Here is a 23,206-nt window from a genome sequence, read left to right on the forward strand (position 1 = left end):
GGCTCTGAGGCGGCGTGGAACAGTCCACACGACCCCGCTCAGCCGAGGTGCAGCGCGGGCTCGCCCTGGGGCATGAGGGCCGACTTCGGGCCCCGGATGAGGGCGGCCGCGATCACGGAGCCGAGCACCATCACGAGCGCCCCGCCGAGGAAGACGGCGGAGTAGCCGCTCGTCATCGCCTCGGGCGTGGGAGCGCCGGTTCCCGCTCCGGCCACGACCCCGGTGTAGACCGCGGTGAAGACCGACAGGCCGATCGAGCCGCCGATCTGCATGGCCGAGTTGGTGAAGGCCGAGGCCGCTCCGGCGTCGTGCGGAGCGACCCCCGTGAGTGCGAGGTTCTGCAGCGGCACGAAGACGCAGGCCATGCCGACGCCCATGATGAGGAGCCCGGGCAGCACCTGCACGAAGTAGTCGCCGTCGGCCGTGATGCGGCTGAGGTAGACGAGCCCCGCGGCCACCACGATCGGCCCCGTGATCATGAGCGGGCGCGGGCCGATCACGGGCAGGAGCTTCGTGGCCACGGGCGCCACGATCATGATCGCGATGGTGAGCGGCAGGTTGGCCAGCCCGGCCTCGAGCGGCGGCAGGCCGAGCACGATCTGCAGGTGGAAGGCCAGGTAGAGCGTGGCGCCGATCATGACGATACCGGCGATGGCCTGGATGCCGAAGGCGGCGCCGCGCACGCGGTCGAGCACGATCCGGAGCGGCAGCAGGGGCTGGGCGACCTTGGTCTCGATGTAGACGAACAGCGTGAGCAGGCCCACGCCCAGCGCGAGGAACCCGATGGTGTCGGGCGCGCCCCAGCCGTGCTCGGCGAGGCTGAACCCGTAGACGAGCGAGCCGAAGCCGAGCGTCACCGTGGCCGCCCCCAGCAGGTCGTACCGGTTGTCGCCCTCGGCCTTCGACTCGCGCACGAACAGGATGCCGCCCACGAGACCCACGATCACGAAGACGACGTTCACGAGCAGGCACCAGCGCCAGTCGGCGAACTCGGTGAGCACGCCGCCGAGCACGAGGCCCACGGCGGCCCCCGCACCCGCGATGGTGCCGAAGACCGCGAACGCGGTGTTGCGGTCGCGGCCGTGCGTGAAGGTCACGGTGAGCAGGGCGAGGGCCGCCGGCGCGAGCAGCGCGGCGAAGGCGCCCTGGAAGCCCCGGGCGATGATGAGCTCGAGGCCCGAGGAGGCCACACCGCCCCAGGCCGACGCGATGCCGAAGCCGACCATGCCCACGAGGTAGGTGCGCTTGCGGCCCCAGTAGTCGGCCACGCGGCCGCCGAGCAGCAGCAGGGCGCCGAACGCGAGCGCGTAGGCGGTGACCACCCATTGCCGCTGGCCGTCGGTGAGGCCGAGCTCCTGCTGGGCCTGGGGGAGGGCGATGTTGACGATGGTGCCGTCGAGCACCACCACGAGCTGGGTGAGGGCGAGCACACAGAGCGTGAGCCAGCGATTGGGCGTTGTCGTCTTCATGGAGGATCCTCCGGGCGTCGATGCGGCTGCCGGAGGTTTCCAGCCTCGGATCGATGCACTCAGAAGGCATCGACCACACCAGCCGGGGGCTGGTCAGATCATGGAGTCTACCCGCTCTGCAGGGGTGCACTCACTCCACGGCGTCGAACGCGGCCCGGATCTCGCCCCCGATCAGTCGCCGTGCCGTGTGCGCGGGCCCGATCAACCCGCCCAGGTAGACGAACGGATGCACGAGGCCGTCGAAGGTCACCGAGACCACCGGCACTCCCGCGGCCGCCAGCGCGTTCGCGTAGGCGACTCCCTCGTCGTGCAGCGGATCGCACTCGGCCGTGATGACGGTGGCGGAGGGGAGGCCTGCGAGGGCGGCGGGGGAGGCCGCCGCGGGCGAGAGCCGCACGTCGGAGCGGTCGACACCGGGCGCATAGGTGTCGAAGAAGTAGGCCATGTCGCGGGCGGTGAGGAAGTGGCCCTCGGCGTAGGTGCGGTAGCTGCCATCGTCGGGCATCCGTGCGTCGACGGCGGGGTAGATGAGGGCCTGATGCACGAGCCCGGGATGCGCACCGGCGAGCTGCTGGGCCGTCACCGCGGCGAGGTTGCCGCCCGCGCTGTCGCCGGCCACAGCCACCCGGCGCGCATCCGCGGGGAAGCCCGCGTCGCCCGTGAGCACGGCGGTGGTGACGGCGAGGGCGTCGACGACCGCGGCGGGGAACGGATCCTCCGGCCCCTTGCGGTAGTCGACGCTGACGACGGTGGCGCCTGCGGCGATCGCGATCGCCCGGGCCGTGGTGTCGGCGATCTCGAGGTCGCCGAGCACCCAGCCGCCGCCGTGGAAGTAGACCACCACGGGCAGCGCCTCCTCGAGCGGTCGCGGGCTGTAGACCCGCACGCCGACGCCCGCGATGCGCCTGTCCTCGACCACGGCCACCGGGGCACCCTCGCCGGTGAGGGGGATCGCGTTCTCGAGGTCGGCGCGGTTCTGCTCGACGGTCTGCGTGTCGAGCGGCGGCGCATCCTTCACGATGTCGAGGAAGGCGCGGGCGTGCGGGTGGAGGGTCAAGGTCTAGCCCCAATCGTCGTGGTTGTGCAGCGCGTTGAGCACGTCGCTGAGGGAACCGGGCTTCGCCCGGGAGATGCGGTCGCGTCGTTCGCGGGGGTCGGTGTCGGCGGCGGCGGCGGCCTGCTCGGACGAGGTGCGCAGCGTGAACCAGACGCCCCGGGCGGGCTCGGCGGCCTCGTTGAGGTACACGTGCGGCCTGGTGGTGTCGAAGTGCACCGAGTCGCCGGCGCGGATGACGTGCTCCTCGAAGCCGAGCCGCAGGGTGAGCTCGCCCTCGAGCAGCACGCCGAAGTCGTAGCCTGCGTGCCGGCTCCAGAGCGCACCGGCGGTGGTGGAGGAGTGCGGCTGGTACGTCACCATGAGCGGTTCCACGACGCCCGTCGCGCCGCCCGCGAGAAGCTCCAGCCGCACGCCGGACTCGAGCTCCACCACCGGGTTGTCCTCGGATCGCTGCACGGGTCCCGTGCGGCGGCGGGTGTCGCGGCCGCTCTCGATGCCGAGCAGCTCGTCGACCGAGAGCTCGAGCTGCAGCGCCAGCTGGTAGAGCGTGTTGAGCGAGGGCTGCACCTTGTCGTTCTCGATCTGCGAGAGCAGGCTCGGAGTCACCCCCATCGCATCGGCGAGGGACTTGAGCGTCAGGTTCTGGGCTTCCCGGGCGGACTTGAGGCGGGCGCCGATGGCGGAGAGGGAGGTCACATCACTCATACTGCCGGGAGAACGGCTCTGGCCTCGTCGACGAGGCCCAGCAGCACCTTGCCGTAGACCTCGTAGCCCATCGAGGGCAGGGAGTGCGCGTGCCGGGCGGCGGTGGCCTGGTCGCGCCAGAAGCGCTGGATGGCGTTGACGTCGGCGAAGGCTCCGGAGCCGTGCGCGCTCAGCAGGGTGTCGATCTCCTGAGTGACCGACTCGACGGCCCAGCCCACACCCGCGCGCACGTGGATGCGCTCGGCGTAGGGACGGTAGACGCCCGCCTCGGCCTCGGTCTGCAGCTGGTCGGCCAGGCTGCCGAGGAAGAGCTCGGCGGTCTCGAGCAGCAGGGCGGCGCGAGCGATGGCGAGCTGGAACGAGACGGAGTCGGCCTGGCGGTCGTAGCTCGTGTAGGCGATCGACTTCGTCGACGCCTTCGCGATCACGAGGTCGAGCACCGTGCGGCCCATGCCGAGGTGCGGCCCCACGAGCTTCAGCACGAGCGAGGGCACGAACGGCGTGCGGTACGACAGCTCGGGGTTCACGCCCCGACCCGGGTACTCGCCCTCGAGCGCGGGGGAGAGGGGGAGGATGCGGTAGTCCGGCACGAACACGTCGTCGGCCACCTGGGTGTCGCTCCCGGTCGACTTCATGCCCGCCACGAACCAGGTCTCCTCGCTCGAGAGGTCGGCGGCGGGGATGAGGGCGAGGCCGCCGTCGATCACGTTCCCCTGCTCGTCCTCGAGCGGCACTCCGAGCAGCGACCAGGAGGCGTGCTGCGATCCGGTGCCGTAGTTCCACTTGCCCGTCACGCGGTAGCCGCCCTCGACCTTGACGGCCTTGGAGGTGGTGGCGAGCACGATCGAGACGAGCGTGTCGGGGCTCTCGCCCCAGACCTCCTCCTGCGCGCGGAGGGGGAGCAGAGCGGTCACCCAGGCACCGGAATCGTAGATGCCGAACACCCACGCCGCCCCGCCGTCGCCCCGGCCGATCTCCCTGGCCACGGCGATGCCGGCGCGGGAGCTGCCCGCGAAGCCGCCGAACCGGGTGGGCACCGAGGTGCGGAAGGCTCCGCTGTCGATGAGGGCCCGCAGCGAGGGCTCCGGGATGCGCCGGTCGACCTCGCCCTCCGCACCGTTCGCCAGCAGCGTCGGCACGGTGGCGGCGACGCGCTGGACGAGGGCGGAGATCTCGGGTTCGAGGGAGCGGCCGGTCATCGGGAACCTCATTCTCTGGGCGGGTGGGATCGTGGGGACGGGTGGCTCTCAGTCGATCGTGGACCCTTCACCCAGCCGGTGCCAGGTGCGCGCGTGATAGACGAGGGGTGCGGTGTCGGGTGCGACCTCGGGGAGGTGGGCCTCGACGACGTGCACGATGCAGATGGTGGAGTTGCCCGCCTCGAGCCGGAACACGATCTCGCCCCTGAGCCAGGAGTAGACCTCGGTGAAGACGGGCTCACCGGTGGGGAGCCGCCGCCAGGCGTCGCGGTCGGCGAAGCGGTCGATGCCGCTCGTGGCGCCGAGCTTGGCGATCCCGAGGTGGTCGGCCCCGAGCATGTGCACCACGACCGTGTCCGAGCGCTCCAGGGCGGGCGCCGACGACGACAGCGCCGAGACGGAGAACACGAGCATCGGCGGCTCGGTGCTCACCGAGGCGAGTGAGCTCACCGTCATCGCGACGGGCTCGTCTCCTGTCGGATCCGCGGTCACGACGGCGACCCCGGCGGGGTGCAGCCGGAACGCGCTCTTGAACGTCTCGGCGTCGACCGACCCCGTCCGCTCCTCGTCGGAGAGTCGGATCGGGTGGTGGCGCAGGGCCTCGGCGGTGCTGCTCGTCATGGTGTTCGTCCTTCCGTGGGTTCAGCGTTCGGTGGGGGTGAACCACCCCTGGGCCTCGAGGTCCTTCCAGAGCCGCTCGACGACGGCGGCGCCGCGGCGCATCACGTCGCCCTCGTCGGCGATCACGAGCCGCCCCTCGTGCACCTGCAGCACACCCTCCACCATGACCGTCCGCACCATGGTTCCGTTGGCGTAGAGGAGGTTGTTGAGCGGCTCGGGCCCGGCGGTGCCGGCTCCCACGAGCAGGCCCGACACGTCGATGGAGGTGAGGTCGGCGAGGGCGCCGGCCTCGATCCGCCCGAGATCGGGGCGCTGGAGGCCGTCGGCGGGGTTCACGGTGACGGAGTCGACCATGTCCCAGACCGTAGGCCGCTTCACGGGCACGGGGCTCGAGTCGTGGATGATGTCGTAGCGCAGCCGCCCGTAGAGCACCGCGAGCTTCGCGTTCTCCACCATGTCGTTGGAGTGGGTGTCGAGCCCCACGGCCACGTTGATCCCCGCGCCGAGGGCCTCGATGTAGGGCTGGCGGCCCTCGCCGGAGCCCGCCCCCGCCCCCGAGGGGCAGTGCACGAAGGTGAAGTTCGGCTGCGCCGCGAGGTAAGGAGCGTCGGTCTCGGGCTCCCACCCACCGAGGTGCGCCCCGAGCAGCGGCACGTCGTACCAGCCGTGGTCGCCCACCCACTCGACCGGCCCCTTGCCCCAGAGCCGCTTCATGCGCTCGGCGTCGGAGGGCAGGGTGGCGAGGTGGGTGTGGATGCCCGTGCCCAGCTCCTTCGCGGCGGCGAGGATCGCGTCGAGCGTCTCGGGCGTCGCCGTCTCGGGCCCGTGCGGGGCGATCATGGGCCGGATGCGGTCGCCCTCGGCGCCCTGCACCGTGCGGGCCCAGGCGAGGTACTCCTCGATCTGCGCGATCGTGCCGGCCGAGGATCCGGTGACCGCGTCGTCGTCCCCGAACCAGATCGGGAGCATCGAGGAGAACGACGGCAGCATGGTCGACGGATAACCGCGCACGCCCCAGTTCGACGCCACGCGCACGTACGACTTCGCATGTCCCAGGGTGAGCGACTGCTCCACCTGCGTGGTGCAGCCCGCGCGCAGGATCTCGGCGAGGTTGTACTGCGTGAGCGCGTCGATGTCGTCGTCCGAAAGGCTCTCGAGCATCACGGCGGGAGGACCGTACGAGCGGCCGCCCTCGATCAGGCCCCTGGTGGCGGAGCCGAGGGCCGTGTGGGTGTGTGCCGAGATCAGGCCGGGCAGGAGCAGCTGCCCCGTGAGGTCGATCCGGTTCTGCTCGCCCGGGAGCCGACCGGGCACGATCTCAGCGATCCGCCCCTCTTCCACCACCACGGAGTGGTCGGCGACGAGCTCGGCCCGCCCGCCCTGGTGCACGAGCGTCCAGGACGGCTCGAGGATCGTGGTGCGCGTCATGATGTCTCCTGGTGGGGTCAGCGGAACAGCTGGGGGGCGGAGTGGGGCTTGCGGGAGTGGTCGTCGGCGCGGAGGTTGACCTCGGTGACCGAGTTGCCGGTCTCGGAGAGCCAGGAGGTGTGCCGCGCGGCGATCTCGGGGTCGTGCCCCGGGATGATGCGGTCGGTCTCGCGCTTGAGTTCCTTCTGCAGGGTGCGGTAGACCTCGATCAGGTTGAAGGAGTTGCCTTGGCCGTAGCCGGGGGCCCACATCTTCTCGACGTTGGAGTACCAGTAGACGGTGTCGCCTGCGGCCACGTAGGGGCCGTTGCCGGTCTCGATGTGGAACCACTGCGAGCCGAAGGTGTGCGAGTCCTTCGCCAGTCGCGCGGTGATGCCGGGGAGCAGCTCCTCGTCGCCCTTCACGAAGACCACGCGCCCGTCGACGATGCCCTGGGCGGCGCGCGCCAGGTCGGTGGGGTCGAAGGAGGAGAACACCCACGACTGCTCGGCTTCCGGCTCCTGCAGAGTCGAGGCAACGGCCTCGGACCAGCCGGTGAACTCGTCGAGCTGCACGTAGAGCTTGGCGTTCGGGAAGGCCTCGAAGTTGCCCATGTGGTCGAAGTGCATGTGGCTGACCAGGATGACGTCGACGTCTTCGGGGGTGTAGCCGACCGAGGCGAGCACGTCGCGCGGGTTCTGCCAGTTGGAGAAGGCGTAGCGGTCGAGCCAGTAGTCGTCGCGGAAGCCGCAGTCCACGAGGGCGACGTGCTGCTTGCCGCCGACCTCGCCGCCCACGACGAGCGTGTAGAGCATCGGGATGCGGATGATGCCCGCGTTGCTGAAGATGCCGGAGCCGCCGAAGAAGTCGTGCGGCATGTCGGCGTGGCAGAACTCCAGGGACCAGATCGAGTAGTCGGTGGGCACGGGTCTCCTTCGACGAGTGGCTTAAGTCGCAATTACTTTGATTGTCGAGAAAGTTAGCACCGATGAACCCACCATCGTGTTTCCGCTGTGTAAAAACATCCGGAAGTTCAGTGTCGCTTGACAAATGGTGTGGTGAATTGGAATCGTCGGGTGGACATCCCATCGCAGACGATGAACACGAGGAGACCCCATGCCAGTGGCAGCCATCCGGCCCGAGATCGAGGCGATCGTCGAGAAGATCGACGCCCTGCGACCGCAGCTCATCGCGGCCGGTCGCGAGGGTGACCAGAACCGCCGCTTCCCAGCCGAGGTGTTCGAGGCCGTGGCGGCCACGGGTGCGTTCGGCATCTCGGCGCCCACGAAGTTCGGTGGCCTGGCCGCGAACACCCGCGAGGCGCACGCGGTGGCGCGGGCGATCGGCCGTGGCGACGGCAGCCTGGCCTGGATCGACGGGATCCTCGATTCCGGCGCCTGGGTGCTGAGCCTCATGGACGAGCGGGCGCAGGAGGACGTGTGGGGATCGGAGGGCGGACTCGACTCGCTGATCTCGATCGTGCTCGCCACGTCGTCGGATGCCACGCCCGTCGAGGGCGGCTACCGGGTGACCGGCAAGTGGGGCTATGGCACGGGGAGCATGCAGGCGACCTGGTCGCTGCTGGGCATCCCATTGAAGAACGAGCAGGGCGAGGTCGTCGACGCGGGCCTGGCGCTCATCCCGACCGCTGATCTGTCGTATGAGGACAACTGGTTCGTGGCAGGAATGAAGTCGACCTCGAGCGTGATGCAGATCGCCGAGGACGTGTTCGTGCCCGCGCACCGGGTGTTGCCGCTGACCGCGGCGGTCGAGGGCACCTACCTGGGCGAGAACCCGGAGGCGTCGTACGAGACGATCTTCGTGCCGTCGTTGTTCATGAAGCTCGTGGGCCCCCACCTCGGCATGGGCCGGGCGGCACTGGACTTCGTGATCGCGAAGGCGGAGTCGAAGTCGATCGCCTACACCGGCTACGAGAAGCAGGCCGACTCGGCGATCTTCCAGTCGGCGGTCGCGAAGGCGGCCGTGCAGCTGGCCGCGGCGGAGGCGGTGGCCGAGAAGGTCGCCGATCAGATCTACTCCGCGACCGAGGCCGGCTACTACGCCCCCTACGCCGAGCGGATCGAGATGCGCGCGAAGGCCGGGTGGGTGGTCGAGACGATCACGACGCTCATCAACGACCTCATCACCGCGCACGGGTCTGCCGGGTTCGCGGAGTCGTCGGTGCTGCAGCGCATCTGGCGCGACCAGGCCACCGCGGCCAGGCACGGCCACACCCTGTCGGCCAGCGGCTACGAGGCCTTCGGCAAGATCCTCTTCGGCCGCGAGGACGACGCCCGCTTCGTGCTCCCGATCGTCTAGAGCGACGAGCCGACACCCGTCCTATCGTGGTGACCACGACCGAATGAAATGAGAGCACTGTGACCAACGACCGCATCAGCCGCATCCCCGCCCCCGTCGTCCCCGGGATCTCCGACAGCACCCGCGTGACCGCCGGCGACCTCGTGTTCATCTCCGGCCAGGTCGGCTTCGAGGCCGACGGCTCGGTCCCGACCGACTTCGCCCGTGCCATCGAGCTCACCTACGGCGAGGTCGAGCGCGCCCTCCGCGCAGCCGGCGCGACCTGGGAGGACGTGGTGCGGGTCAACGTCTACATCACCGAGCTCGACCAGGAGAAGCTGAAGGTCTGGCGCGAGACCCGCAACGCCCTCGTGAAGGTGCCCGAGCCCTCGGCCAGCACCGTCATCGGCGTGCACTCCCTCTACAACGGCGCCACCATCGAGGTCGACGCCATCGCCGCCGTCTGAGCACATGCCGGGGCGGACCGCCGCCCCGGACACCGGCCGAACAGCAAGGAGCCCGGGTCGCACGCGCGACCCGGGCTCCTTCTCGTGTGACCGCTACGGGGCGGAGGGCGTCTCGATCGTGATGGTGCCGTCGATGATGCCCGCCTCGATGTCGTCGAGCTCACCCTGCAGCGCGGGGTCGACGAGCGACTCGAAGTCGTGGAACGGGCTCATCAGCACGCCGCCGTTCTCGAGCGTGCCCACGTAGGACTCGTTCGAGAAGTCGCCGGTGGCCGAGGCCTGGATGACCTCGGAGATCGACTTCGGCATGTCGCGCGCGATCGAGGTGAACCAGATGTCGGAGTACTCCGGGTCGCTGAGGAACATGTCGGTGTCGACTCCCACGAGCGCGACCGGGGAGGCCGACTCGCGGATGGCCTGGGCGGCACCCTGGTAGATCGGGCCGCCGACCGGCACGATCACGTCGACGCCCTGCTCGAGGATGCCCTGCGAGAGCACCTTCGCGGCGTTGATGTCGCTGAAGTTGCCGGTGAACTGACCGGTCTGCGCATCCGCGTCCCAGCCGATGACCTGCACGTCGGTGCCCTTCTGCTCGTTGTGGTACTCCACGCCGCGCGCGAAGCCGTCCATGTAGAGCGTCACGGGCGGGATCTGCGCTCCGCCGTAGGTGCCGACCTTGCCGGACTTGGAGTAGCTCGCTGAGGCGTAGCCCACCAGGAAGCCGGCCTGCGAGGTGTCCCACACCACGCCCTTGACGTTGTCGGCCTCGATCGTGTTGTCGTCGATCATGATGAAGTGCACGTCGGGGTTGGCGAGCGCGGCCTCCTCGGTGGCGGCGGCGAGCAGGTAGCCCATCGTCACGATCGTGGTGCAGCCCTGGTCGACGAGGCTCGCGATGTTCGGGGCGTAGTCGCTCTCCGACTGCGACTGGACGTCGATGTGCTCGGTGCCGAGCGCCTCGGCGGCGAGGGTCGTGCCCTCGAGACCGAGCTGGTTGAACGACTGGTCGTCGAAGCCGCCCTCGTCGGAGACGATGCAGGGCAGCACGTCGCCCGCGGCGGCGGTGCTGCCGGCGTCGCCGGAGGGGGCGTCGCTCGGGGCGCTCGCGCAGCCGGTGAAGACGAGCGCGCCGGCGAGGGCGAGGGCGCCCGTGGCGAGCAGGCGGGGGAGGGTTCGGGACATCGGTGCTCCTTGTTCGGTCGGGTGGTGCGGGGATGCGGTGCGGATGGTGCGTCGGTGAAGTCTCATTTCGGGGTCTCAACCCAGGCGTAGATCTCCCAGATGTACCCATCGGGGTCGACGAAGTAGGTCGAGCGTGCCCCCCACTCGAAGACGGCGGGTGGTCCGGAGGCCACGAGCCCGCGGGCCGTGAGGTCGGCGTGCATGGCGTCGACCTCCTCGCCCGTGGCGAGCTCGATCGCGAGCATCACGTGACCGCCGTTGCGGGTGAACGACGCGGACTCCGCCGGGCCGAGGCGGGGCGCCGCGGCGTCCAGCACCGTGAGCAGCACGTTGCCGCCGTCGAAGTGCAGGCGCCCGTCGCTCGGCCGCGGCACGAAGCCGAGCCGCTCGAGGAAGTCGTAGCTGCGGGCCACGTCGCTCACCGTGAGCTCGATCTCGGCGATCCGGGGTCGGCCGGTGGCCGAGGAGGTGAGCACGGTCGCGAAGCCGTCGGGGTCGGTGACGACCCAGCGCACCGGATGCGCGGGGCTCGGCGACAGCCGCATGGCGCTCGACACGGCGGCGGCCCTCTCGAGCGCTTGCTGGTCGGCGAGCTCGACCGTCACGCGGAAGGGCAGGCCGGGCGCCGAGGGGTAGGCCTCGCCCACCGTCTCGGCGATGCTCGGGCGCATCCACATGGCGAGCCTGGGGCCGTCGCCGATCAGGAAGTCGGCGAACCGCACGTTGCGCATCCGCCGCTCGAGGCCGAGGCCCTCGCGGTAGAAGTCGTCGCTCGCCGTGACGTCGGTGTTGACGATGCAGATGTCGTCGAGTCTCATCGGTGGTCCTCCTCGTGGCTGGGGTTCGTCGCCCGCAGGTAGGCCTCGCGCACGAACGGCTCCATCTCGCTCTGGAACGCCCGCCACCTCGGCAGCGCCTCGGCGAGGTAGGCGCCTGCGGCCTCGCGGAATTCGGCGAGCAGGGCGTCGGCGTCGATCCGGGTGCACCGGCCGTCCTCCACCACGAGGCGCCCATCGACCCACACCTGGTGGATGGACGAGCCGTTCTCAGCGAAGACGAGCTGCTGGGCGGCGTCGTTCAGCGGTGTGAAGGCGGTGCCGGCGGTGAGGTCGTAGAGCACGAGGTCGGCCTTCCGCCCCGGCGCGATGCCGCCCACCTCGTGGCCCCAGCCGGCGGCGCGGGCGCCGACGACGGTGGCGGCGTGCAGCACCTCGTCGACGGTGGGCCAGGTGCGGTAGTCGGGGTCGGTGAGGGTGTGCAGCCCGGCGGTGGTCTTGACCACGTCGAGCATGCGCATCGTGTCGTTGCTCGAGGCGCCGTCGGTGCCGAGGGCCACCCGCACTCCGGCGTCGTGCAGGGCCCGCCAGCCGAGAACCCCCGAGCCGAGCTTGAGGTTGGAGAGCGGGTTGTGCACCACGGTGGCGCCCGAGGCGGCCAGCAGCTCGAGGTCGCCCGCGGTGAGCCAGATGCCGTGGGCGAGGGTGACGTTCGGGCCGAGCACCCCGAGTTCGTCGAGGTGCTCCACGATGGTGCGGCCGGCGTAGAGGGTGCGCGCGAGCGTCTGCTGCGCCCGGGTCTCGAGCAGGTGCAGGTGCAGCACCTCGCCGTGCTCGCGCGCCTCCGCAGCGGCACGCACGAGGAATCCGTCGGTCACCCGCTGCGGAGCACTCGGGGCCACGGCGAAGCGCAGTCGCGGCCGCCCGGTGGTGAGGGCCCGGGCGGCGGCGCAGAAGCCGAAGTAGGCCTCCTGCACCTCGGCCGAGGGCGGCATCGATTCGCGGCTGGCGCGGAGGATCTCGGCCGGCAGCACCTCGTCGGCGAAGGGCAGACGGTCGACGATGGGCACGTCGATGCCGACACCCGTGCAGGTGGCGCGGATGCCCGCGGCGTCGTAGGCGGCGTAGACCTGGGCGATCGTGCTGGGGGACTGATCGGGCAGTTCGCCCACGTCGTCGAGGAGCGCCGTGGTGCCGCCGAGGAGCGACTCGATCGCCGCCACCATGGTGCGGAGGTAGATGAGCCGCTCGGGAAGCGGCTCGACGCCGGAGGGCGGGTAGCTGAGCAGGGTCCAGATCTCGAGGGGGAGCGGATCGCTCGTGCCGCGCACGAGGATCTCCCACGAGTGCGTGTGGGCATTGACGAGGCCGGGGGTGATGAGGAGGTGGGTGGCGTCGACGATGCTGCGCGGCGCATCCGGGCCGCTCGCCTCGACCGAGTGCGGCAGCTCGACGGCGGTGACGCGGTCGCCTTCCACCCGCACGTCGGCGCGGAAGGGGGTCGATCCGTGCTCGTCGTCGAGAGCGATGACGAGGGCGTTCTGCCAGAGGGTGCTCATGGTTCTCCGTGGCGACCGTCGGGTCGCCGGCTCGTGCGGGCGCGGTGCGCCCATCAGGGGTGAAGTGCGTCTTCGCTCACCGGGGAAGGCGCAGAAGGCGCACTTCTCCCCAGGTGCGGGGCGCGGTCACGAGTTGAAGGAGAACACGGAGGTGTTGTGGCGGCCGCTCCGGCGGCGCAGGCAGAACCAGGGGCTGAAGCCCTTCGATCCGTCCACCATCGTCATGTCTCGACCGTACCGACCGTGTGTGACGGGCGTGTTTCGCGCACAGAACAACTCTGTTTCCCGTCTGCGGGTCAGGAGCCGGGGAGCACCAGCACCCCGTCGACCCGGCGCGGCAGGTCGACGGGACCGTCGCGGAGCTCGGCCGGGAGCTCGGAGGCCGGAGCGTTCTGCCAGGCGACGGGACGCAGGTAGCGCCGGATCGAGGTCGCGCCCACCGAGGTGTGCACCGAATCGGTGGAGGGCCAGGGGCCGCCGTGGTTCTGCGCCCAGGCCACCGCCACGCCAGTGGGGTACTGGTCGTAGAGGATGCGGCCGACCCTCGCCGAGATCGCCGCGCGCGCCGCGGGCACCCCGGAGTCACCCGGTTCGAGGAAGAGCGAGGCGGTGAGGCTCCCGGGCACGGAGCCGACGAGGCGCGCGGCGTGCTCGTCGTCGCGGTAGCGGGCGACCACGGCCACGGGGCCGAAGCACTCCTCGGCGAGGCGGGGCGGCAGGTCGTCGCCCTCGAACTCGACGAGGGAGGGAGCGGTCGTGCCCGGGGCGGGGGCGTCTGTGCGGCCCGAGAGCACGCGCGCGCCCGACACGGCGCCGAGCGACTCGAGTCCGGAGGCGTAGGCCGCCGCCATGCCCGTCGTGAGCGCGGGCTTCGGCACCACGCTCGTGAGCTGTGCCGCCAGCTCGGCGACGAGCTCGTCGCCGTCCGGGCCGGCGGGCACGAAGGCCAGACCGGGCTTCGTGCAGAACTGTCCGCCGCCCAGGGCGATCGAGCCCGCCAGGCCCGCGGCCAGCGAGGAGGCCCGCGCGGCGGCTGCGGCGGGTGAGACGAGCACGGGGTTGATGCTGCCGAGCTCGCCGTAGAACGGGATGGGCTCGGGCCGGGCAGCGGCGAGCTCGGCGAGGGCGCGACCGCCGCCTGGTGAACCGGTGAAGCTCGCGGCCCTGATGGCGGGAGCCTCGACGAGCCCGATGCCCGCCTCGTAGCCGAAGACGACGGAGACGGCCCGCCCCACGAGGGGTTCCGTGGCGTCCGCGATGGTCGACCCGACGAGCGCGCTGGTGGCCGGATGCGCGGGGTGCGCCTTCACGACCACGCCGCATCCGGCCGCGAGGGCCGCCGCGGTGTCGCCGCCCGGCACCGAGAACGCGAGCGGGAAGTTGCTGGCGGCGTAGACCGCGACGGGCCCGATCGGCACGAGCATCCGCCGGAGATCCGGACGCGGGCCCATGGGGGTGTCGCCGGCATGATCGATCACGGCCTCGAGGTACGAGCCCTCCCGCAGCACCTCGGCGAAGAAGCGCAGCTGGTAGGCCGTGCGGGTGAGCTCGCCGTTCAGTCGCACGGGGCCGAGGGCCGTCTCGGAGTCGGCGGCGCCCACGATCTCGTCGCGGCGCGCCTCGAGGGCGTCGGCGATCGTCTCGAGCAGGGCGGCGCGGCCGAACCGGCCGAGGGAGACGAGGCGCTCACCGGCCCGCTCGGCGGCGGCGACGGCGTCGGCCAGACCGGCGGCATCCGTCTCGTCGAAGCCGAGCGGCCGGGCGAGGCCGGTGGCGGGGTCGGTGCTGATCACGGAGGTCATCGTTCTCTTCTCTCTCACGGGTCGGGTCTCTGTCGCGGGCCGCGGGCGTTGTGCGGGGCTGCCGAAAGCGCTACATCCAGGCGGTCGATCCGTCCGGTCGCACGGGCACCCGGCGCTCCCAGTGCACCCAGTCGTCGTGCGCGAGCGCCTCCTCGTCGATGGTGATGCCCCAGCCCGGCCGGGTCGGCCGCAGCTCGAGGTGGCCGTCGACGGGCTCGTAGGGATCGTGGCACCAGGCCACGGGGTCGGGCTTGTACTCCAGGATGGAGAAGTTGGTGGTGGCGGCCGCGAAGTGCACGTTCGCCGCCGTGGCGAGCGGCCCAAGGGGGTTGTGCGGAGCCACGGGCACGTAATGCGCCTCGGCGAGGTGCGCGATCTTGACCATCTGGGTGAGCCCGCCGACCACGCAGATGTCGGGCTGGATGATATCGGCCCCCTGCACCGAGAGCAGCCCCAGGAACTCGTTCGGCGAGTAGAGCGACTCCCCGGTGGCCAGCGGCACCGAGAGCGCCGAGAGCTCCGAGCGGATGCGCGCCCACGCGGGCAGGTGCTCCGGCCGGATCGGCTCCTCGAGGAACAGCGGATCGAAGGGCGCGAGTGCTGCACCGAGCGCCACGGCCTGCTGCGGCGACCAGAGGCAGGCGTGGGCGTCGAACGCGAACTCCCAGTCATCCGGATGCGCGTCGCGCACCGCGCCGAAGTACTCGCCGAGCTCCCGCGCGACCACCCCGAAGCGGTGCCGGTGCAGATCGCTGCGATACGGGCTCAGCTTGAACGCGGTGAACCCGTGGGTCTCGTGGAGCGTGGTCGTGCGCTCGAGCAGCTCCGGCACATCCGGAGCCGAGTAGAGCCCCGCGTAGACTCGCACGCGGTCGCGCACCGCTCCGCCGAGGAGTTGGTAGACCGGCAGCCCCGCGGCTTTGCCCGCGATGTCCCAGAGAGCGTGGTCGATCGCGGCCAGCGCCGCGAGCCCCAGGGCGCCCGGCGGGAACCGCGACGACTGCAGCAGCAGCTGGGAGACGAAGGAGGTGCGACGCGCATCGATCCCCTTGATCTGCTCGAAGAGGTACTCCAGCAGCGGCGGGAAGGCGAGGTCGGGGCCGTGGTTGTACACCTCGGCCCAGCCCGCGATGCCGTCGTCTGTCGTGATCTTCACGAGCACGCGCGGTCGGTCGCCCACTCGCTGCAGGTAGGTGTCGAGGCGCTCGATCCGCGTCACGCCGCCACCGCCACGTCCCAGGCCGCGATCGACTCGCGCACCTCGGCGCGGGCCGCCTCGTCGAGAGGAGCGCTCGGCGGGCGCACCGAGCTCCGGCAGAGCCCGAGCTGGTTCATCGCCTCCTTGACCACCGACACGTTGTCGGCCGAGCGGTTGCGTGCGCGGAGGTGCTCGAATTGACGGATGCCGCGCCACAACGTGTCGACGCTCGCCGAGTCGCCGCGCCGCAGGGCCTCCAGCAGGCGAAGTGAGACCTCGGGCACCACGTTCACGAGCCCGGAGGTGAAGGCGCGCGCGCCGCCCTGCCAGTAGGCGGGGGCGTAGGACTCGGCGAGCCCTGCGATCCACAGCACCTCGGAGGAGGTGCCCGCCGCCACCTCGGAGCGCACGGTGGCGAACACCACGGGGTCGGGCACCGAGTACTTCAGCGCCACCACGTTGGGTGCAGCCGAGATCAGCCGAGCGATCTGTGCGCCGCCCACGAGCGGCGTGCTGAGGTAGGGCACCACACCGATCTCGGGCACGGCGCGCGCCACGGCGAGGTTGTAGTCGGCCCAGCCCTCGGGCGAGAGATAGGGCAGCACCGGCTGGTGGATCATGATGGCGTCGGCGCCGGCATCCCGGGCGAAGCGCGCATCCGCGATCGCCGTCTCGAGGTCGAGTCCCACACCACCGATGACCACGGCGGAGCCGGCGGGCGCCTCCGTCGCTGCATTCGTCACCGTGCGGAGGACCGCGCGCCGTTCGTCGGGCGAGAGGGCGTAGAACTCACCCGTGTTGCCGTTGGGCGTGAGCGCGGTGACGCCCGAGGCGACCAGCCGGCGGATGAGGTCGGCGAGCAGCGGGTGGTCGATCGCCCCGGTCTCGTCGTAGGGCACCACGGGGATGCCGACCACGGTCGAGAGACGCTCGATCAGGGAGTCGCGGTTCATGACGGGTTCCTTTCGGAGGGAGACGGTGCGGAGCCGGGAAGGGTGGGCTCGACGTCGGCCAGGGCGACCACGGGCTTGATGCGCACCCAGAAGGCGTAGATCGAGGCGCTGATGAGGCAGCTGAGGGCGGCGAACACGAGCGGGCCCACGTAGGAGTTGTTGCTGAAGGTGAGGAACAGGCCGATCGCGATGGGGCTGATCAGGTTGCCCAGCTGCGATCCGAAGTTCTGGAAGCCGGCGACCGAGCCGACGGTGTCGCGCGACTCGGCGACCTCGGCCGGGAGACTCAGGATGGCGGCGCCCGCGAACGAGTGCGCGGCGCTGGAGACCGTGAGCACGACCATGACGAGCAGGTTCGACTCCACGAAGGGGCTGAAGCCGATGCACGCGCTCAGCACCAGGCCGGCGATGATGGGGATCTTGCGAGCGGCACCCGCGGAGACCTTGCCGGAGGCGAGCAGCCGGTCCGAGACGATGCCACCCAGAATGGTGGAGCCGATGGCGATGACGGCCGGGATCGCGCCGACGAGGCCGAACTCCTCCTTCGACATGCCGCGGTCGTTCAGCAGGTAGCTCGGGTACCAGGTGAGGAAGAAGGCGCCGGCGAGCGAGCGGAACACGTAGCCGAACATGAGCGCCCAGACCTGGTTGTTGCGCAGCAACCGGCGCCAGGGCTTCTTCTCGGCGGTCGCCGCAGCGGCCACCATCTCGCCCTGGTCGGAGTTGATGTACTCGAGCTCTTCCGCGTTCACCCGCTTGTGCTTCTCGGGGGCGCGGTAGACCGCGAGCCAGCCGATCACCCAGAGCACGCCGACCGCGCCGATCAGGAGGAAGGCGAAGCGCCAGCCGGCGAACACGGCGAGGGCGGTCACGACCGGGATGGAGAGGGCGGTGCCGATCTGCTGGCCCATGTCGAACAGGCTCGAGGCGAAGGCGCGCTCGCGGCGGGGAAACCAGCGCGAGACCACCTTCACGTTCGCGGGCTGCACGGGAGCCTCGCCGATGCCGAGTCCGAGGCGGAACACGATCGTGGAGGCGACACCGGTGGAGAGCGCGGTGAGGGCGGTCCAGATCGACCACCAGCCGACCGCGATCGGGTAGATCACGCGCGGGCCGAACCTGTCGAGCAGCCAGCCCGAGGGGATCTGGAACAGCGCATAGGTCCAGAAGAAGGAGGAGAGCAGCACGCCCTGGATGGCGGGACCGATGTCGAACTCCTCCGACATGAACGGCAGCGCCACCGCGAGCGCGGCGCGGTCGAGGTAGGCGATGGTGAGGCCGAGGGCCGAGAAGCCCACGATCGTCCAGCGCATCTGCGAGCGGCGCCCGCGGGCTCCCGAGGTGGGGGAGGTGGTCGATCGTTCTGGTTTTGTATCATTGTGAAGCATCGTTGCTCCTTCGTAAGCGACGGTGACCGCTCCTCGCGGAGCGTTGAACGGCGGGGCGGCTCGGGATCTTGGCGGTGAACGAGCCGTCTTGTTTCGGTTAGGCGCCTCCCTCTCTCGCGGGCGGCGCGATGATGTGCCGCCGCGCGAAGTCTCCGATGTGCTCGCGCACGAGCCGGGCGGTGCCCTCGGCGTCGCCGTCCCTGGCTGCCGCCAGGATGCGGTCGTGCTCGCCGGCCTCCTGCTCCCAGGAGGCGCTGCGGGCCCAGGATCCGGCGGAGATCAGCGCGATCTGGTCGCGCAGGCCGTCGAGGGTCTGCAGCAGCAGGGGGTTGCCGGAGTGGCGGTAGAGGGCGCGGTGGAACTCGCGGTTGGCGATGCTGCGGCCCGATCCGTCACCGGCAGCGCGGGCTCGCTCGAGCGCACCGGCCGCCTCGTCGAGGTCGGCGCCGGCGGCGATGCTGCGCCGCACCGCCTCGGGTTCGAGCAGCAGCCGCATGTCGTAGATCGCCACGGCGTCGTCGTCGCTGAACACGCGCACGGTGGCGCCGGTGTAGGGGCGGATGACCACGAGCCCCGTTCCCTCGAGCGTCTTGAGCGCCTCACGCACCGGGGTCTTCGAGACGCCGAGACGGCTGGCGAGTTCGGATTCCACGAGCGCCTGGCCGGGCGCGAGCTGCCCGTTCAGGATGGCGTTCTTCACGATCTCGAGCACGTGGGTGGTGCGCGAGGTCGTGGCGACCTGGCCCAGCGGCGACGTCACTGTCATCTCGATCTCCTCCATCGGCTCTCGTACATCGTATATGAGAGCACGGGAAGCGCAAATCACGGCCCGCCGCAACACGCCGCGCGCACGAGAGAGGGGCGCCGCCCGAAGGCGACGCCCCTCTGTCAGGAAGGAGTGATCAGTACCAGACCTTGAGCTTGCCGATGAGGCCGTAGAGCGAGCCGAGCAGCGCCAGCAGCGGCACGAACATGCGCAGGAAGTAGCTCAGCACGACGATGTCGCCGAAGTCGCCGAGCGCGAACAGCCCCCAGGCGATCGCGGCGAAGCCGAGGGTCACACCGAAGCTCTTGATGCGGGTGATGCCGGGGGCCGCGAAGCCCACCGAGGCGAGCAGGATGCCGGTGTCGATCACGAAGGCGCCCCACCTCGGGTCGGCGATGTGCGGCGCGATGATCCAGAGCGCGAGGGCCGCGAGCCAGAACAGCACGAACACGGCGCCGGCGAGCTTCTTGGGGAACGGCTTGCCGGTGTGCTCGGGACCGATCGACGCCACGGAGCCGTGATCGTCGTGCGAGGTGGGTGCGGGCGCGTGGACCGTGGACATCTCGAGTGCTCCTTCATCACGGCGCCCGGCGAACCGGTGGGCGCGTCTGTCGCTCAACTCTACCGGTTCGGCGCTCACGGGGATTTCCGCGATCACGGCGGGTGACGTTGTCGACACCCGTCGATGCCGACAGAGTGGAGCCATGTCTGACCCCACGCCCCCCTCGGCCTCCGCCCCGGCCCCGGCCCCGGCTCCTGCGGTCCCCGCACCGGCGGCGCACGCTCCGAGCGATCACCCCGCCATGCAGCTCAATCGCTTGAGCAAGCGCTTCGGCGACAAGGTGGCCGTCGACGACCTCAGTCTCACGGTGCCGGTCGGCTCGTTCTACGGCATGGTCGGCCCGAACGGCGCCGGCAAGACCACCACGCTCTCGATGGCCACGGGCCTGCTGCACCCCGATGCCGGGCAGTCCCTCATCCACGGCGTCGACCTCTGGGCCGAACCGCTCAAGGCCAAGGCCCTCATCGGCAACCTCTCCGACGGCGTCAAGCTCTTCGACCGCCTCACCGGCGAGCAGCTCGTGACCTACAACGGGCTGCTCTTCGGCCTCGACCGCGACGAGGTGGCCGAGCGCGTGGCCGACCTGCTGAAGCTGCTCGATCTCGAGTCGGCCGCCGGCACGCTCGTGGTGGACTACTCGGCCGGCATGACCAAGAAGATCGCCCTGGCCTGCGCCCTCGTGCACGCCCCGCGGCTGCTCGTGCTCGACGAGCCGTTCGAGTCGGTCGACCCGGTCTCGGCGGCGAACATCCGCGACATCCTCACCGGCTACGTGCAGAACGGCGGCACGGTCATCGTCTCGAGCCACGTGATGGATCTCGTGCAGCGCATGTGCGACCACGTCGCGGTGGTCGCGAACGGCAGGGTCCTCGTGGCAGGCACGGTCGACGAGGTGCGCGACGGATCGACGCTCGAGGACCGCTTCGTCGACCTCGTCGGCGGCCGCACCCACGCAGAGGGGCCGGAATGGTTGCGACGCTCGTAAGGCTGCGCTTCCTCGTCCTCCGCAACTCGCTCAAGCGGAGCACCTGGCAGCTCGTCGCCGTCGTGATCGGCGCCATCTACGGCCTCGGCATCCTGGGGCTCGTCGTGGCCGCGCTCATCGGGCTCGGCTTCGCGCCCGTGGAGCTCGCCTCGACCGCGCTCATCCTCGGCGGTTCCGTGCTCGTCGTGGGCTGGATCCTCGTCCCGCTGATCGCCTTCGGCGTGGAGCAGACGCTCGAGCCCGCGCGGCTCGTGGTGTTCCCGCTGTCGATGAAGCAGCTGCTCGTGGGCCTCACCGTCACCGGCATCCTCGGCGTGCCCGGCATCGTCACCTCGATCGCCGTGCTCGCGACCTTCGCCACCTGGCTCCGCGAGCCGCTCGCCGCCGTGGCCGCGGTGATCGGCGGCGCGGTCGGAGTGCTCATCTGCGTGATCGGATCGCGCACGGTCGCCGCGCTCTCGACGAGCCTGCAGTCCAACCGCCGGTTCCGGGAGCTCGGCGGCATCCTGATCTTCATCCCGCTCATCCTGCTCGGGCCCATCATCACCTGGGTCTCGCAGGGCGTCGCCACCTCGGCGGATGCGCTGCCGCAGCTCGCGCGGGCACTCAGCTGGTCGCCGCTCGGAGCACCCTGGTCGGTGGCCGCCGATGTCGCCATCGGCGACTGGGGCCCCGCCGCCGCGAAGCTCGGCATCTCACTCGCCACGGTGGCGGTGCTCGTGCTGATCTGGCGCCGCAGCCTCGCGGTAGCCCTCGTGACCCCGCCGGCCTCCTCGGCCAAGCGCGTGGCGAAGGGCAAGACGGGCCTGTTCGGCATCCTCCCGGCCACCCCGGCCGGTGCGATCGCCGCCCGCTGCCTCACCTACTGGCGGCGCGACCCCCGCTACGCCCGCCAGTTGATCATCGTGCCGCTCGTGCCCGTCTTCCTCGCCATCTACTCGGGCAACATGGGCTCGCTCGTGCTGCTCAACCTCACCGGCCCGCTCATCGCCTTCGTGCTCGCTCTCGCGCTCTACACCGACATCTCCTACGACGGAACGGCCTTCGCCACGCACCTGGCCGACGGCGTGCGGGGCATCGACGATCGCCTCGGACGCCTCTGGGCCCTCTCGGTCATCGCCGTGCCCGTGATCCTGCTCGGCACCTTCATCCCCGTGGCGATCACCGACTCGTGGGCGAGTCTGCCCATGCTGCTCGGGCTCGCGGTCGCGGTGTACCTCACCGGTCTCGGCGTCTCGGCCGTCTCGTCGTCGCGCATCGTCATCCCCGTGCCGCAGGCGGGCGACAACCCGTTCAAGTCGGCGCCGGGGGCCGGGTTCTCGACCATGCTCTCCGGCTTCGCCACTTGGGGCGTCACCATGGCGCTGTGCCTGCCCGCGATCGTGCTCGCCATCCTGAGCGTCGTGTTCGACTCGGTGCTCTACGGCTGGCTGACACTCGCGGCGGGCCTGGTGGTCGGCGCGATCGCGTTCGTGATCGGGCTGCGGATGGGTGCCGCCCAGCTCGACCGGCGCGGGCCTGATCTGCTCGCGCGGCTCAAGCGGATGCGCAGCGCCTAGGGCTCGAGCCCGGGGCGCTCAGGGCAGCTGGGGCACCCACTGCTCCAGGATGCTCGTGAAGGCCGCGCGTTTCGCCTCCACATCGGCGGCGTCGGCGAACGCCACGAGCGCGCGGTCCTTGCCCTGCCAGGCCAGCAGGCCCTCGGGGTCGTCCACCGCGAGATCCGGATGCCCAGGCACGGCCTTCGCGCCCGTGTGCAGCACCACGCGCACGGGCGCGGCCGGGCGGAGGTTCAGCGTGGCGAACCAGTCCCGCACCGCGAAGCTCGGTGCGTTCCACTTGATGCCCTCGCGGATGGCGGGGTCGGCGGCGAGGATGAGCGCACGGAGCGCCTCGACGGTCTCCCGCGGCCCCGGATCCAGCGCCGCCACGTAGTCGTCGACGTCGCTCACTTGTCGAGTTTCGCGAGGCGCGCGCGGGCGATCAGGAACACGCCGTACGCGATCAGGCCCACGCCGACCGCGACGAGGATGGCGATGCCGAACGGCAGGTCGGCCAGGGACTTGAGCGCTCCGTCGAGCCCCGAGGCCTGCGAGGCGTTGGAGTTCACGGCCGCCACCACGAAGAGCACCCCCACCACCGCGAGGGCGATGCCCTTGGCGACGTAGCCGACCACTCCGAGGATCACGACCCCTCGCCCGGCGGATCCCGCGGGCACCCGGATGTTCTTGCGGAACGTGCGGCGGATGCCGATCACCACGAAACCGACACCGGCCCCGAACACCGCGAGGCCGATCGCCACGAGCAGGAACACCCCGCCCGGAGTGGCGAGCAGCTGGGCGCTCATGCTCTGCGAGCTGTCGCTCGACGACGATCCGCCACCGAGGGCGAAGGTCAGCGCGGTGCCGCCGATGGCGAAGTACACCACGCCCTTGCCGAGCTCCGAAGCGCGCTTGCCCCACTTCTTCTTGGCATCCTGATCCTGCAGCAGCACCACCTGCACGAGCTGCCAGAGGCCGAGCGCGAACAGGCCCACCACGGCGATCCACAGCACGATCAGGCCGCCGGGCGACGAGGAGATCTGGCGGAGGGCGCCCGACTGGTCGGCCTCCCCGCCCGATCCGCCTGTGCCCCCGCCGCTGAAGGCCACACCGATGGCGATGCCGCCGATGAGGATGTGCAGGAGTCCGTTCACGGCGAAGCCCGAGCGGGCGACGGTGCGGAACACGCGGCTGGTGCTGGCGTCGCGCACGGCGCCCTTGGCGGTCTGAGTCATCTCACTACCGTGTCACGCCCCGATAGAATCGGGGCG

At 70.8% G+C, this 23,206-nt stretch carries 22 protein-coding genes; 4 read left to right on the forward strand and 18 right to left on the reverse strand.

Features of this window, described 5'->3' with window-relative positions; translation table 11 throughout:
- Positions 1-38: 38 nt before the first annotated feature.
- From N1028_RS07880 to N1028_RS07910, 7 genes are all read right to left on the reverse strand, one after another.
- Complete coding sequence (locus N1028_RS07880; RefSeq protein WP_259526398.1) at positions 39-1,469, reverse strand: MFS transporter; 1,431 nt, start codon at positions 1,467-1,469, stop codon at positions 39-41.
- Positions 1,470-1,599: 130 nt separating this feature from the next.
- Positions 1,600-2,526: an alpha/beta hydrolase gene (locus tag N1028_RS07885; protein ID WP_259526399.1), complete on the reverse strand. Its 927-nt coding sequence runs from the start codon at positions 2,524-2,526 to the stop codon at positions 1,600-1,602.
- Positions 2,527-2,529: 3 nt separating this feature from the next.
- Positions 2,530-3,222: a helix-turn-helix domain-containing protein gene (locus N1028_RS07890; RefSeq protein WP_259526400.1), complete on the reverse strand. Its 693-nt coding sequence runs from the start codon at positions 3,220-3,222 to the stop codon at positions 2,530-2,532.
- A gap of 5 nt (positions 3,223-3,227) precedes the next feature.
- A complete protein-coding gene (locus N1028_RS07895; protein ID WP_259526401.1) occupies positions 3,228-4,430 on the reverse strand; it encodes an acyl-CoA dehydrogenase family protein in 1,203 nt (400 codons plus the stop codon).
- Between the two features lie 48 nt (positions 4,431-4,478).
- The gene (locus N1028_RS07900; RefSeq protein WP_259526403.1) at positions 4,479-5,051 is read right to left on the reverse strand and encodes a flavin reductase family protein; all 573 of its coding nucleotides are present in this window, start codon (positions 5,049-5,051) and stop codon (positions 4,479-4,481) included.
- Positions 5,052-5,072: 21 nt separating this feature from the next.
- A complete protein-coding gene (locus N1028_RS07905) occupies positions 5,073-6,479 on the reverse strand; it encodes an amidohydrolase family protein (protein ID WP_259526404.1) in 1,407 nt (468 codons plus the stop codon).
- 17 nt (positions 6,480-6,496) lie between these two features.
- Positions 6,497-7,384: an N-acyl homoserine lactonase family protein gene (locus N1028_RS07910; RefSeq protein ID WP_259526405.1), complete on the reverse strand. Its 888-nt coding sequence runs from the start codon at positions 7,382-7,384 to the stop codon at positions 6,497-6,499.
- Between the two features lie 190 nt (positions 7,385-7,574).
- On the opposite strand from N1028_RS07910, the gene N1028_RS07915 reads away from it, so the two are divergent.
- Both N1028_RS07915 and N1028_RS07920 read left to right on the forward strand, forming a co-directional pair.
- Positions 7,575-8,777, forward strand: coding sequence for an acyl-CoA dehydrogenase family protein (locus N1028_RS07915; protein ID WP_259526406.1), 1,203 nt, complete (start codon positions 7,575-7,577; stop codon positions 8,775-8,777).
- A 59-nt stretch (positions 8,778-8,836) separates the two neighbouring features.
- On the forward strand, positions 8,837-9,223 hold the full coding sequence (locus N1028_RS07920; protein WP_259526407.1) for a RidA family protein: 387 nt from the start codon (positions 8,837-8,839) through the stop codon (positions 9,221-9,223).
- A 93-nt stretch (positions 9,224-9,316) separates the two neighbouring features.
- On the opposite strand, the gene N1028_RS07925 is transcribed toward N1028_RS07920, so the two are convergent.
- The 9 genes from N1028_RS07925 to N1028_RS07965 form a co-directional block, all read right to left on the reverse strand.
- Positions 9,317-10,405 carry a BMP family lipoprotein gene (locus N1028_RS07925; RefSeq protein ID WP_259526408.1) on the reverse strand — a complete coding sequence of 363 codons (1,089 nt, stop codon included), beginning with the start codon at positions 10,403-10,405 and terminating at the stop codon, positions 9,317-9,319.
- Between the two features lie 62 nt (positions 10,406-10,467).
- Positions 10,468-11,223 carry a VOC family protein gene (locus N1028_RS07930; RefSeq protein WP_259526409.1) on the reverse strand — a complete coding sequence of 252 codons (756 nt, stop codon included), beginning with the start codon at positions 11,221-11,223 and terminating at the stop codon, positions 10,468-10,470.
- Positions 11,220-12,740: an amidohydrolase family protein gene (locus N1028_RS07935; RefSeq protein WP_259526411.1), complete on the reverse strand. Its 1,521-nt coding sequence runs from the start codon at positions 12,738-12,740 to the stop codon at positions 11,220-11,222. Before N1028_RS07935 ends, N1028_RS07930 begins: the two co-directional genes overlap by 4 nt.
- Positions 12,741-13,036: 296 nt before the next feature.
- Positions 13,037-14,542 carry an aldehyde dehydrogenase family protein gene (locus tag N1028_RS07940; protein ID WP_259526412.1) on the reverse strand — a complete coding sequence of 502 codons (1,506 nt, stop codon included), beginning with the start codon at positions 14,540-14,542 and terminating at the stop codon, positions 13,037-13,039.
- A 70-nt stretch (positions 14,543-14,612) separates the two neighbouring features.
- Positions 14,613-15,761 carry a mandelate racemase/muconate lactonizing enzyme family protein gene (locus tag N1028_RS07945; protein WP_259526413.1) on the reverse strand — a complete coding sequence of 383 codons (1,149 nt, stop codon included), beginning with the start codon at positions 15,759-15,761 and terminating at the stop codon, positions 14,613-14,615.
- Positions 15,758-16,693, reverse strand: a complete 936-nt coding sequence (locus tag N1028_RS07950) for a dihydrodipicolinate synthase family protein (protein WP_259526414.1) — start codon at positions 16,691-16,693, stop codon at positions 15,758-15,760. The genes N1028_RS07945 and N1028_RS07950 overlap by 4 nt, the downstream gene beginning before the upstream one ends.
- Positions 16,690-18,081, reverse strand: a complete 1,392-nt coding sequence (locus N1028_RS07955; RefSeq protein WP_259526415.1) for an MFS transporter — start codon at positions 18,079-18,081, stop codon at positions 16,690-16,692. The genes N1028_RS07950 and N1028_RS07955 overlap by 4 nt, the downstream gene beginning before the upstream one ends.
- A 97-nt stretch (positions 18,082-18,178) precedes the next feature.
- Positions 18,179-18,847 (reverse strand): GntR family transcriptional regulator, encoded by a 669-nt coding sequence (locus N1028_RS07960; protein WP_259526416.1) that lies wholly within the window; start codon positions 18,845-18,847, stop codon positions 18,179-18,181.
- A gap of 136 nt (positions 18,848-18,983) precedes the next feature.
- Positions 18,984-19,409 (reverse strand): hypothetical protein, encoded by a 426-nt coding sequence (locus tag N1028_RS07965; RefSeq protein WP_259526417.1) that lies wholly within the window; start codon positions 19,407-19,409, stop codon positions 18,984-18,986.
- Between the two features lie 142 nt (positions 19,410-19,551).
- Between N1028_RS07965 and N1028_RS07970 the strand changes: the two genes are divergently transcribed.
- Positions 19,552-20,394, forward strand: coding sequence for an ABC transporter ATP-binding protein (locus tag N1028_RS07970; RefSeq protein ID WP_375163442.1), 843 nt, complete (start codon positions 19,552-19,554; stop codon positions 20,392-20,394).
- Positions 20,376-21,953, forward strand: a complete 1,578-nt coding sequence (locus N1028_RS07975) for a transporter (protein WP_259526418.1) — start codon at positions 20,376-20,378, stop codon at positions 21,951-21,953. Before N1028_RS07970 ends, N1028_RS07975 begins: the two co-directional genes overlap by 19 nt.
- Before the next feature lie 18 nt (positions 21,954-21,971).
- On the opposite strand, the gene N1028_RS07980 is transcribed toward N1028_RS07975, so the two are convergent.
- Together N1028_RS07980 and N1028_RS07985 are read right to left on the reverse strand one after the other, a co-directional pair.
- Entirely contained in the window at positions 21,972-22,346 is a 375-nt protein-coding gene (locus N1028_RS07980) for a DUF1801 domain-containing protein (protein WP_259526419.1), read from the reverse strand.
- Entirely contained in the window at positions 22,343-23,170 is an 828-nt protein-coding gene (locus tag N1028_RS07985; protein ID WP_259526420.1) for a DUF1206 domain-containing protein, read from the reverse strand. The genes N1028_RS07980 and N1028_RS07985 overlap by 4 nt, the downstream gene beginning before the upstream one ends.
- Between the last annotated feature and the right edge of the window lie 36 nt (positions 23,171-23,206).

The organism is Herbiconiux oxytropis (assembly GCF_024979315.1).
In the GTDB taxonomy this organism is placed as follows: domain Bacteria; phylum Actinomycetota; class Actinomycetes; order Actinomycetales; family Microbacteriaceae; genus Herbiconiux; species Herbiconiux oxytropis.

Bases quoted from the DNA above. Each gene is read 5' to 3' on its own strand.
- N1028_RS07880 (WP_259526398.1), bottom strand. From the start codon at position 1,469: ATGAAGACGACAACGCCCAATCGCTGGCTCACGCTCTGTGTGCTCGCC.
- N1028_RS07895 (WP_259526401.1), bottom strand. From the start codon at position 4,430: ATGACCGGCCGCTCCCTCGAACCCGAGATCTCCGCCCTCGTCCAGCGC.
- N1028_RS07900 (WP_259526403.1), bottom strand. From the start codon at position 5,051: ATGACGAGCAGCACCGCCGAGGCCCTGCGCCACCACCCGATCCGACTC.
- N1028_RS07905 (WP_259526404.1), bottom strand. From the start codon at position 6,479: ATGACGCGCACCACGATCCTCGAGCCGTCCTGGACGCTCGTGCACCAG.
- N1028_RS07915 (WP_259526406.1), top strand. From the start codon at position 7,575: ATGCCAGTGGCAGCCATCCGGCCCGAGATCGAGGCGATCGTCGAGAAG.
- N1028_RS07925 (WP_259526408.1), bottom strand. From the start codon at position 10,405: ATGTCCCGAACCCTCCCCCGCCTGCTCGCCACGGGCGCCCTCGCCCTC.
- N1028_RS07930 (WP_259526409.1), bottom strand. From the start codon at position 11,223: ATGAGACTCGACGACATCTGCATCGTCAACACCGACGTCACGGCGAGC.
- N1028_RS07935 (WP_259526411.1), bottom strand. From the start codon at position 12,740: ATGAGCACCCTCTGGCAGAACGCCCTCGTCATCGCTCTCGACGACGAG.
- N1028_RS07940 (WP_259526412.1), bottom strand. From the start codon at position 14,542: ATGACCTCCGTGATCAGCACCGACCCCGCCACCGGCCTCGCCCGGCCG.
- N1028_RS07950 (WP_259526414.1), bottom strand. From the start codon at position 16,693: ATGAACCGCGACTCCCTGATCGAGCGTCTCTCGACCGTGGTCGGCATC.
- N1028_RS07955 (WP_259526415.1), bottom strand. From the start codon at position 18,081: ATGCTTCACAATGATACAAAACCAGAACGATCGACCACCTCCCCCACC.
- N1028_RS07960 (WP_259526416.1), bottom strand. From the start codon at position 18,847: ATGACAGTGACGTCGCCGCTGGGCCAGGTCGCCACGACCTCGCGCACC.
- N1028_RS07965 (WP_259526417.1), bottom strand. From the start codon at position 19,409: ATGTCCACGGTCCACGCGCCCGCACCCACCTCGCACGACGATCACGGC.
- N1028_RS07970 (WP_375163442.1), top strand. From the start codon at position 19,552: ATGTCTGACCCCACGCCCCCCTCGGCCTCCGCCCCGGCCCCGGCCCCG.
- N1028_RS07975 (WP_259526418.1), top strand. From the start codon at position 20,376: ATGGTTGCGACGCTCGTAAGGCTGCGCTTCCTCGTCCTCCGCAACTCG.
- N1028_RS07985 (WP_259526420.1), bottom strand. From the start codon at position 23,170: ATGACTCAGACCGCCAAGGGCGCCGTGCGCGACGCCAGCACCAGCCGC.